4 protein-coding genes are annotated in these 11,493 nt (G+C 43.2%); all 4 read left to right on the plus strand.

Going from position 1 to position 11,493, the window contains the following annotated elements; all coding sequences use genetic code 11:
- Positions 1-408 precede the first annotated feature (408 nt).
- Positions 409-1,134, plus strand: coding sequence for an outer membrane beta-barrel protein (locus CHB62_RS13555; RefSeq protein WP_176414880.1), 726 nt, complete (start codon positions 409-411; stop codon positions 1,132-1,134).
- Between the two features lie 17 nt (positions 1,135-1,151).
- Positions 1,152-2,354: an outer membrane beta-barrel protein gene (locus tag CHB62_RS13560; protein ID WP_089367254.1), complete on the plus strand. Its 1,203-nt coding sequence runs from the start codon at positions 1,152-1,154 to the stop codon at positions 2,352-2,354.
- 36 nt (positions 2,355-2,390) lie between these two features.
- Positions 2,391-3,950: a T9SS type A sorting domain-containing protein gene (locus CHB62_RS13565; protein WP_089367255.1), complete on the plus strand. Its 1,560-nt coding sequence runs from the start codon at positions 2,391-2,393 to the stop codon at positions 3,948-3,950.
- An 83-nt stretch (positions 3,951-4,033) separates the two neighbouring features.
- The coding region (locus tag CHB62_RS13570) for a SpvB/TcaC N-terminal domain-containing protein (RefSeq protein WP_089367256.1) at positions 4,034-11,493 on the plus strand (7,460 nt) is incomplete at its 3' end.

An 11,493-nucleotide genomic window follows, 5' to 3' on the forward strand; every position in this document is an offset into this window, starting at 1 on the left:
TCCTACTCAACGCAGAGGATAGATACATTACCAAGAGGGTAATAAAAAATACATCTATGATAGTAAAAGTAATACTTTTAGAGATGCACCGAATCAGGTTAACCGCTTATTAACGCCCGTAAAAGATTCAAGATATTTGTATCTTTCAGATAATCAATAGAATAAGGAAGTATAAAGGATAAAAGGGTTACGAGTTGGAAACGAGCGAGTTTCTTTCCAATTCTTTATTCTGCATTGCCTCAAAGAACACTTAATCCCATTGCAAAGTTAAGATAAAAACCGAAAATTACAATATCCTGGGTAATATTTTACCACAGGAAGTGTTAAATCTGTGCATTTTCGGATTTGTTTTCTTTCTTTTTTGTATTTTTGCCTCATCTTAACAATATGTAACCACAGTGTATGAGTATGATGAAAACAGTCTTGAATGCAGCTATATTTTCAGTATTATTCCTTTCTGGGGGAAACTTGTCAGCGCAGGTTTCACCTATCCGGTTAGGTGTCCGTTTAGGTTGTGGAATGTCTGTCAACACAGGAATGGATAAAATCCTTGTTCCTGAAGACTATTATTCCAATTACAATTTCAAAGACAAGTGGCAGTTTACTCCAACAGTTGGTGTATTTGCTCAGTATCATATCGATGGTTCCATCATAGGTGTTGAAGGTGGATTTAGCTATTGGCAGAAGGCATCACAGCTTGTCTATAATGATAATAAGGAGTTAAACTATAAGGTTACACCTCGTTATAATTACATTGGTGTATCTGCTCTGCTGAAGATTTATCCTTGGCGCAAAGGCTTCAATATCTCAATTGGTGGACGTGCGGGAGCTAATCTTAATGGTAAGGGCATATCTTACGAGAGTAATCAAGAAGACAGTAAGTTTGCAAACTATCATTTTGCCACTGTCGCAGAGACGGAGCGTCTGATGAAGGAAAAGTTAACGGGGCAGCCAGATATTGCCGTTGGCGGTGGTTTTGGATATGAAATAGGCAAGCATTGGAATATAGACTTACGTTACTTCCTCGGACTGAACTCTACCATTAAGACAGAGCGTAATGACTATAACTGGGCAGAACATTCAACCCATGGACAGAACATAGAGCTAAGTATCAGCTATCTTTTTAAACTTTAAGCCTTATGAGTTTATCTATGAAGGACAAGAGCAACAGAAAAAAACGTTATATTCTGGCAGGAATCTTTCTTGGCATAGCTACTCTTTTTGGTATAGAACGCTGTGTTAATGACGATCCAGAGTCTGAGCAGCGTATAGAACAAAAGACAGCAGATAAGGCACCATCACAATCTTCTACACCGCAAGTCTCTTCTTCTTTAGACAGGATAAATGTGCAGAAAGATTCGGGACGTTCAGATTGTGTATATAATAAACTGGGGAATGTGTCCCGAAACGTTACAAGTATCAATACAAGGAGAATTAAAAAATCAAGCATGACAAGGAAAACCGCTAATGGCAAACATTTTTCGTCAGAGCAGCCAATCCTTTCTCCATCATTATCAACTGACGTTTCATCTTTAAACGATAAAACAGCCAGTATAAAACACGAGACGAAAGAACCAGGCAATGAATCTACTAATCAGAAAACAGGTGAACATGTTCTTGACAACTCTATGAATAGTCAGCCCTCCATCGTACAGGAGAATCCGAAAGAATCACTATCTTTGATAACTTATTCTTTTCCTCACTATCACCTTTTTCGGATAGGACTCAGAGCTGGAGTTGGTTATTCCAGCATTTCAGGATTAAGCAGTATTATTGAGAACTATGATATACGCCCTACTTTCACAATGAGTGAACGTGGTGGTGTAAATCCTCGTATTGGAATCTTTGGCACATGGCAATATCGTAGATTAGGTGCTGAGCTGGGCATTGATTACACCCGTATTCTCAGCAAGCTGACAGAGCATAAGATACCTGAAAATGTAACCGAGACTACACGATTTCATTATAATTTCATTACTCCACAAGTCCTGCTTCGTTTCTATGCTTTCCCAAAGTTCTATATGGGAGCAGGAATTAGTGCCGCTATTCCGTTTGGTAGCCGTAATATCGACTTCACCAATGACCGCATTGGAGAGGTATACCGACAGCAGGCTGAACGTACCCAGGATCATCTGAGAGAATCTGTCAAAGCACGAGTAGTATTCATTCCTACTATAAAAATTGGCTATGTTGATATAAAGAACGGTCTTGAGGCAGGACTGGAATACGGTTTCGGATTTAATGATATGCTCCGCACCAGTACCAATGACTATGGCTATCAGGAGCGTATGAATAATCTTCAGACTGTCAGCCTTACTATTGGTTACAGTCTTCCACTTGGCAAAGCTAAATAAGCAGCATAACTACAATCATATTAAAACGGTCTTTAAATGAAACATAAATACTTCACAGTAGTTTTCTTCTTTATATCCACTCTTTATGCTACAGCTCAGACCCCTGGTGGTGTAGATAAGCCAATGGTCTGGTCACGTGATTCTGCCTCTGTCCGTGTCTCTGCTGGTGCTGGACTTACCTATATAGGCGTAAGTAAGGTATATGGCGAAAAGGAGCAGGCAATATGGTCTCTTGGAAGTGGAAAAGCTATTACCCGTATACAGACAACTGAACGTGCTGCTAACCTTGGCGATGGTACATTCATGAATTATGCCAAGGACTCATTGCCTGAAATGCGACTTTATAGCTATACAACCTCTTCCAATATGGGTAATGGTCAGACTTTGCATATCGGTCGGAATGGGAACGCCAAGTTGCCTGTAAAGAACCTTGATGGCAGAACTGTTGAGTATACTGTCTTCGATCGCCGTCTTTCTGATACCGAACGGTGTCGTGTGGAAAGCTATCTTGCTTTGAAATATGGTGTGAGCCTTCGCAGCAGTTACCTTAATTCAAGGAGCGAGGTTATTTGGAATGGGTATACCAACAAGGACTATAGTCACCGTATAGCTGGTCTTATCTCAGACAGAGCTTCTGCCCTACATAAGACAAGAGCCAAGAGCTGTGAGGAAGATGGTTTCCTTACAATCAGTATGAGCAAGCCTCTTGAAGATGGTGAGAGCCTTCTTTGGGGTGACAACAATGGCAAACTTTCTTTCCGTCAGAGTAAGGCCTACGGCAAGTGGCTCGGTAGAAGATGGATGGATACAGCAACACGGATTGACAAGCCTAATGTTGATATTGTTGCTGATGGTAAGCAGCTACGCCAGATACAACCTCTTGCAGAAGGTGAGAGCTACTATCTTGCCGTTGACCCTACAGGAACGGGTAGCTTTCCTGTCAAAACTCTAAGCTATCATAAGGCAAATACGACAGTTGGTGACAGTATTGTCTTTAAGACTATACCGTTAGGAAGACGTGATGTATTCACGCTACGAGCTGCCAAAGATATGTTTACAACAATAGAAGTAAAGCAGCCAACGGAGAAGAGCGGCAGCACAGGAACACTTTCTGTCAGGGTAACAGGTGGTATCGCCCCTTACAAGATGACCCTACAGAAAGAACACATGTCTGTTTTCAATCGCACCACAAGTGATAGTATACAGTCTGCTGACGGACTCATAGAAGGGAAATACCTCCTTACAACGACAGACCATGTGGGCAATAAGGCTGAGAATGAGTTTCAGATTTCGAAGACGGGTATCACAGAAATTCCTTCCATGAATCCTTCCGATGGAAATAGTGACTTCTTTGCGAATGTAAGTGTAAGTCCTAATCCAACGGCGAATGGATATGTCGACGTCCAGGTGGAACTGAGCGAAGCAGCTCCATTGGACATGGCACTCTATACGACGGGTGGAGCTCTTGTCAGTCGTCAGGCGAATATGCCAGATACATATTTCTCCACTAAAGTCTATCTTCCACAGCCGGGTGTTTACCTATTGACACTGCAAAGTGGTAGCAAAGATAGGACATTTAAACTGGTGAGAAAGTAATTCTCTTTTTATCCTTTATAAAATTTTCCAACGCAAGTATATATACTGAGGACCTTTAGGCCTGAAACAAAATAGCAAGAATAATGAAGTATTCTACACATTCACTCCTCCTTCCGTTCCTGTTGCTAGCAGGAATCATACTAAACTCCTGTAATGGTGGAAGTAATCGTTCTGCTAAAGAAACTGTAACCAGTGATTCTCTATCCAGTGATACAGTCTCTTCTGTACAAAAAGATAGCACTTCTCGAAAGGCTACTTCCTTACGAACACAAGTCAAGAACAGTGTACAGAACTCTTCTGTGAAGAGATTTTCCAAAGAAGTTGTAAGAAATCAAAAGTTGAATCGTGTAGCTACTCACAAGGCGAACAGGAAATCTGCAAGACTTTTTGCAGACTTAGGCAAACGTACCGTCAGCAAGTTCTTTGCTAACTCCGACAGCGATACGCTCAATGTTGGACGAGCCCAGCTTGCCGTACCACGTGAGGCTATGGAAAAGGGTAAAGTTCTTAGTATTACACCACTTAGAAAAGGTGAATTACCAACCTTGCCTACTGGTATGGTAAACGTTACAGGTGGCTGTGATACATTGATGGCAAGAACAGATACGGTGTCAGGTTATCGCTTCTTACCTCATGGCAATCATTTCGTCCATCATCTGGCAAGTATCGCAGTACCTTACGACAGCACGTTGATACCGAAAGGCTATACCGTAGATGATATCCACACCTATTATTATGATGAACTGCACCAACGCTGGACAATGCTCCAGTCGAAAGGTGTTGATACTAAACGTGAGGTGGCAATGGCAGAGACTTCTCACTTTACAGATGTCATCAATGGTATCATCAAAGTTCCTGAGAGTCCCGAAACACAGAACTATGTCCCTACAGGTATCAGTGAACTGAAGGCTGCTGACCCAGCAGCGGGTATTCAGCAGATCGAAGCCCCATCAGCTAATCAGAATGGTACGGCGTCACTGTCCTATCCTTTCGAAGTTCCTGCAGGGCGTAATGATATTGGTGTAAGTGCCGGCTTACAGTATAGTAGCGAGGGCGGTAGTAGCTTTGTTGGCTATGGATGGAGCCTTCCTGTACAGAGCATTGATATAGAGACCCGTTGGGGTGTACCACGTTTTGATGATAAGTCAGAGACTGAGAGCTATCTCCTCATGGGACAGCAGCTCAGTGACCGACTCTATCGTAGGACTGATTCTCTGGCAAGACAAGCTGACAAGCAGTTCTATCCAATGACTGAAGGTGGTTTCAGTAGGATTATCCGAAAGGGTAACAGCCCGAAGAATTATTACTGGGAAGTGACGGGCAAGGATGGTACAGTCTACAGTTATGGTGGTCATAGTGGTCATGTCAGTGATGCTACTTCTCTTACCGACACCAAGGGTAACCGTATCAAATGGGCACTTGACCGTGTTACCGATGTTCACGGGAACTTTGCCGCTTTCCATTACATGAAGTCTGGCAATAACCTTTATCCGGAACGTTATACATGGACAGGATTCGGGGAGACAGAAGGACTGTATAGCATAGAATTCGATATTGACTCTATAGCCACAGACCGAAAAGATGTAACGAGTAGCGGAAGGCTGGGCATAATGCAAAAGGACAAAGGGCTACTCCGTAAGGTCACTGTGAAGAATAATGGTCAGCAGCTCCGCAGTTATACCTTAAACTATGAAGAAGGGCCGTTCGGAAAAATACTGCTAAAGAGCATTGAACAGCACGATAGTAGGGATGGTAAGGTTGCTACACAATCCTTTGACTATTACAATGACCTTAGAAATGGACTTTTCTCTTCTAAAGCAGAGGTATGGAAGGCCGAAGGAGAAGATTACGAGGCATTCCTCAGCCATTCGGTTCGTGGGTGTGATGACAATCTAAGTCTCCTTGGTGGTGGAGCTTCAAAAAGCCACACTACGGGTTATGGAACAATGGTAGGTATTGGCTTCGCTGCTGGAACAGTAAATATTGGTCCATCTATCTCTAATAGTAAGAGTTCAAATTCAGGTAAAATTGCTTTTGTAGATATTGATGGTGACGGGTTGCCAGATAAGCTCTTCAAACGAGGTGACAAACTTTACTATCGTAAGAACATGAGTGCAGATGGAAAGAATTTACTCTTCGGAAAAACAATATTGATATCAGGAGTAAACTCTTTCTCTGATGGTAATAGTACCAGTCGTTCTCTTAATGCTGATGCAGCTGTTGAAGTTGGTCTTATAGGTAAACTTAAAGCCTCTGTTGGAATTTCTTATACACATTCAAAAGATCAAGACAAGACAACCACCTATCTTTATGATTTCAACAGTGATGGTCTTACGGACATAGCTGTCAATGGTCAGGTATATTTTAATCATATTGTAGACGGGAAACCAGTATTTAGTCCAGCAAGTAGTGTAACTGCCAATCCTATTATTGGCGAAGGGGCTCCTATTGATAAACATTTTATCCCAGACTATAAGGTCATCCGTGATTCCTTGGAAAAGGAATATCCACTAAATGATGCTGTCCGTATGTGGTACGCACCCTTTAATGGTAGAGTTAATATACAAAGTACTATAAAGAAGCTTAGCAATCAAGGGGATGGTATCATTTACAGCATTCAACATGAGGGCAATGGTTTCATGGTTCGTGACTCTTTATTACAAGCTGGTAGCAAAACCAATAATCTTAACTGTGATGTAAAAGCAGGAGACAGAATCTTCTTCCGTCTTCAGTCCCGATATGATGGTGAGGATGATAAGGTCCTTTGGAATCCTATAATTACTTATATATCTTTGCCTGTTGGCAAGGATCGGTATCTGTCAGAAGACTTAAAAGCATATAATAGTAAAGCTGATTATATAGAGGGTGAAAACAATGTAGCAATCTTTAATCGTAGTGGTAAGGTTACGCTCCACGCCCCTTATAGGAAAGAAAAGACTACTGATGATGTTACACTTATCGTCACACGATTGGATCATCATGGTGAAACGATAGTAAAACGACTTAAACTTCCTGCTGACAGTATCGTCAATGGTTCCTATGACTATACCGGTAACATAGATGAGAAAGATTCTGTTTCATACTTCTTCGAAATTACGACTACATCCCCAGTTGATTGGACAAAGGTACAATGGACAGGTAACTATAATTATGAAGATGACCAAGAAAACGTACGTTTTGTAGCATCTCGTAGGATGTTCAACAAGCCTGTAAGTATAGCAGAGAGTAAAGTGTTGAAACAGGGTGTTACCGCATTGAATAGGAAATACCGTCCTAAACTTTTCATTGTTCCAGCACTTTCTGTTGTGCGCAAAGATAAAAAGAATGACACAGATACTGCTACAGTTTACCTCACTTTACATGATCAAAACGGACTTCCCGTATTGCGCCACACCTGTCGTCTGAATACTTCCAATACGCTCAAGGTAGATACTATCATAGTTACAGACACAACACTTATCAAACGATTAAATACAGGTAAGGTGACTGCTACTTTTGCAGTAAGTAACGAATTATCTAAATCAACTCATGCCAAAGTTAGTTTCTTACGCGATAGTCTTTCTTACCAAAGTACCACATCTACAGTTGTTACTGCTGAACAGCGTGTTCTTGTGGATACGTTAGAGGCTTGTGTTTTCTCTGGGTATAACTCTGTTGATTATGGAAGGCTCTATCGAGGATGGGGACAATTCGCCTATAATGGCAATAAAGCCTATGCTACCCAGCCAATAGAAGTGTCAGCACTGACCATTGACAGGGATAAATATAAGGATATAGCCGAGCATTATAAATCTACACACGATGGCAATCAACTTGCAAAGAGTCTTACTCCTGTCAACGAACAGCGCTTCTTTGTTATGGGTTATGATACTAACAAGAGGATGTATGTTGGCGGCTCTGAACATGTTTTTATCTCTTTGGATACAATCTGTAGCTCTCGTATTGGTGAGGATGCTATTATAATAGACAGTGTGCATTATGCTAAAAATGCGGGTGAATTGTCTGCACCTGTACTTATGAGTGAGTCAAAGAGTAATGGCTATGGTGTAAGCGGTGGAATCTCCTATGCAGGACTCAGTGGCAGCAAGAGTACACAGACTTCTTATAGCAAGGTGTCTCTAATGGATATCAATGGTAATGGCTATCCTGATTGGTTAGAAGAGGTAGATGGCAATATTGTTACTCAATATACCAATGCAACTGGTACACTTGGGGAAGATCGCATGAAATTAAATGTCACGCACCCTAAATTTAAAGCAAGTTCCTCTACTATTGGTGCAGATGCAAGTCTATCAAAACGGGCTTCGTCAAAGAGTGCTTTAGCTATCAGTATCAACCCTAAACCACAAGACGATGAAACATCAGGCGGTAGTGATGGACATAATTCATCCAATGGTAATGCTATCTCCAGTGTGTCCGTGAGTGCAAGTGGGAATTTTACTTCTGGAACCTCTCATACAGAAAGTGATTGGACTGACCTTAATGGTGACGGACTTCCTGATATGCTCTTTGGTGATAAAGTGAAGTTCGGTCTTGGTTATGACTTTACAAATGAGGAGAATAGCGGTGTTACTTCATTGGAGTCTTCTGAAAATAGTACATGGGGTGCAGGACTTGGTACATCCATCGAGGTACTTGGTAATGCCGATATATCCTTTGGCGTCAATGGAACGAAGACAACAACAAAGTACAATGTGTCTTTTATAGATGTTAATGGCGACGGTTTACCTGATATGGTAACTCGTGATGCTGACAAGTTCACCATAATGTTGAATACGGGATCAGGATTTATCTCTTATTCAGAAGAACAACAGGGTCGTTTCAATGAGTCATTGGCAACTTCTGTGTCTCAATATGGTAACTTTTCAGTTTCTATTCCAATACAAATCCTGTTTTTAAAACTGAGATTTACAACTAAGTTTATCAAATCTTGGTCAAGTGGAGTTAGCCGTACGAGTGCTGCCTTAAGGGATATAGATGGCGATGGAAGACCTGATCTTATCATATCTGACGGAGGAAAGCAGCTTATTGTCTACCGCAACCTTACGGGAAGAACGAACATGCTGCGCTCTGTGACGCTTCCTTTCGGCGGACATATCAATATCAACTATGAGCAGACAACTCCAAGTTACGACTTGCCGGGACGCCGCTGGGTGATGTCATCGGTTGAGACGACAGGTGGATACAAGGAGAACGGAGCGGTACGAAGCAGGAATACCTTTGAATATAGTGGTGGCTATCGTGACCGTCGTGAGCGTGACTTCTATGGTTTCAAGCAGGTACGTACCAATCAGATAGACACTGAGAATGGTGATAGACTCTATCGTTACTCCGTACAGACTTATGGTAAGAACAGGGATTACTATGCGCATGGACTTGTTACGAGTGAATATCTCTATACCGCTGATGGAAAGAAACTGCAGGGAGCTGTCTATGACTACGACCTGAAGACACTCGCCGTTGGTAATAATACGACAGATGCTGTTGTCTTCCCTGCCCTAAAGACACTCGTTCAAAGTAACTTTGATGAAGCCAGTGGGGACAGTCTGGCGGTTGCTGTCAGCAATACTTACGATGACTATGGTAACCTACAGGGATATAAGGAGACTACAACGGGCTATAGCTTAGAGGCAGATATCAACTATCATAAGATAGCCGACAAGTATATTGTCAGTATCCCGAGCCATATCACTGTCAGCAGTGGTGGTAAGACTTACCGTGAACGCAGCACGAAGGTGGACGGCAACGGTGAGATAACGGAAATCATGCTCCATAACGGTGACAAGCCTTCTGTCTATAACATGACTTACGATGGCTATGGTAACATCACACGCATGACGAAGCCGGAGAACTATAACCATCAGCGTATGTTCTATGCTTATACGTATGATGACCGCTATCATAGTCTTGTGACAAGTGTCAAGGATGCATACGGCTATAGCTCCAGTACGGCTTATGATGGTCTTTGGAATGCTCCGTCTGTAACGACCGACCTTAACGGGCAGAAGATGGAATACACCTACGATGCACTGGGCAGACAACAGACGATTCGTGCTCCGTATGAGATTGAGAGCGGTCAGCCATTTACCATCCGCTTTGAGTACTTCCCTGCAGAACGCAAGGCACATACCATTCATTATTCTAAGGAAGGCAACATAGATACCTATACCTTTGCCGACTCGCTGATGCGTGCCGTCCAGACGAAGCTGACAGGTGTGGTCTGGTCCGGTGGAAGCAATCAAAAAGTCTCCATCGTCAGTGGAAGGGCTGTTATCGATGCCTTTGGACGTAATATTGCGGCTTATTATCCAATGACGGATAGCTATGGTAACATCGGCACTTACAACCACGCGACGGGTGATCTGCAGGCAAAGACAGAGTATGATGCGCACGACCGTACCACGAGTGTGACGCTTGCTGACGGTAGTGTGACACGCACAGCCTACAGTATCGGTAGTCATGACGGTGAACCGATGCTCCAGACAACAGTCACGGATGCACTGGGACGACATGCGGAGAGCTATACGGATGCCAAGGGACGTAACCGGGAGACGGTGCAGCATGCTCGTGGTGAGGATATCATGGTGAAGTACAGCTATGACCCTGTCGGACAGGTGATGACGGTTCAGCATCCTAACGGTAGGGAGACGAAGTATGCCTACGACTTGCTTGGTCGGAAACTGATGGTGAACCATCCTGATGCAGGTGAGACGGATATGACTTATGATGCGGCAGGTAACCTCCTGACGAAGCTCACGGCAGAGCTTAGGAAGTCGATATCTGACAAGGGTTACATCTCTTACACCTACGATTTCGAACGACTCCATGAAGTACTTTATCCAGAAAATCTCTTTAACCGTGTTACTTATACCTATGGTAAGGCTGGCGATAAGTATAATCGCGCTGGTCGTCTTGCCCTCGTAGAGGATGCGAGTGGCGGTGAAGCCTACTACTACGGTCGACAGGGTGAGGTGACGAAGACTGTCCGTACAGTCATGGCGAGCGTGGCAGATATTAGGACTTATGTCTATGGTGCTACGTATGATAGCTGGAACCGTGTGCAGACGATGACTTATCCTGATGGTGAAGTGGTGACTTATCACTATAATGCTGCAGGACAGGTGGAGAGCCTGACGAGCAATAAACAGGGACATCAGAGCGTTATTGTTGACAGGATAGGTTACGACAAGGAGGGTCATACGGTCTATACGAAACTTGGTAATGGCACGGAGACTACCTATACCTACGACAAGCAGCGTGAGCGTCTGCAGGTGATGAACCTTACAGCGGATGGTCAGACTGTGATGGAGAACAGGTATCGTTATGATGCTGTGGACAATATCCTCGGTATCACGAATGCTGCCAACCCAACGTCGCTGACGAAACTCAATAGGGCGAAGCTGGGAGGAAGGAGTTCGCATACGTATGAGTATGATGAGCTGAACCGCCTTATTCATGCCAGCGGTAAGGCAAAAAGTGCAAGTTACGACATGGTGATGTCGTTCGGACGGATGAGTGAGCCGCTGACTAAGGTGCAGAAGGT

This window comes from Prevotella jejuni (genome assembly GCF_900187995.1).
GTDB classification, from domain to species: Bacteria; Bacteroidota; Bacteroidia; order Bacteroidales; family Bacteroidaceae; genus Prevotella; species Prevotella jejuni.

Excerpts from the sequence above, each read along its gene's own strand:
- CHB62_RS13565 (WP_089367255.1), top strand. The coding sequence starts at position 2,391 with ATGAAACATAAATACTTCACAGTAGTTTTCTTCTTTATATCCACTCTT.
- CHB62_RS13560 (WP_089367254.1), top strand. The coding sequence starts at position 1,152 with ATGAAGGACAAGAGCAACAGAAAAAAACGTTATATTCTGGCAGGAATC.
- CHB62_RS13555 (WP_176414880.1), top strand. The coding sequence starts at position 409 with ATGATGAAAACAGTCTTGAATGCAGCTATATTTTCAGTATTATTCCTT.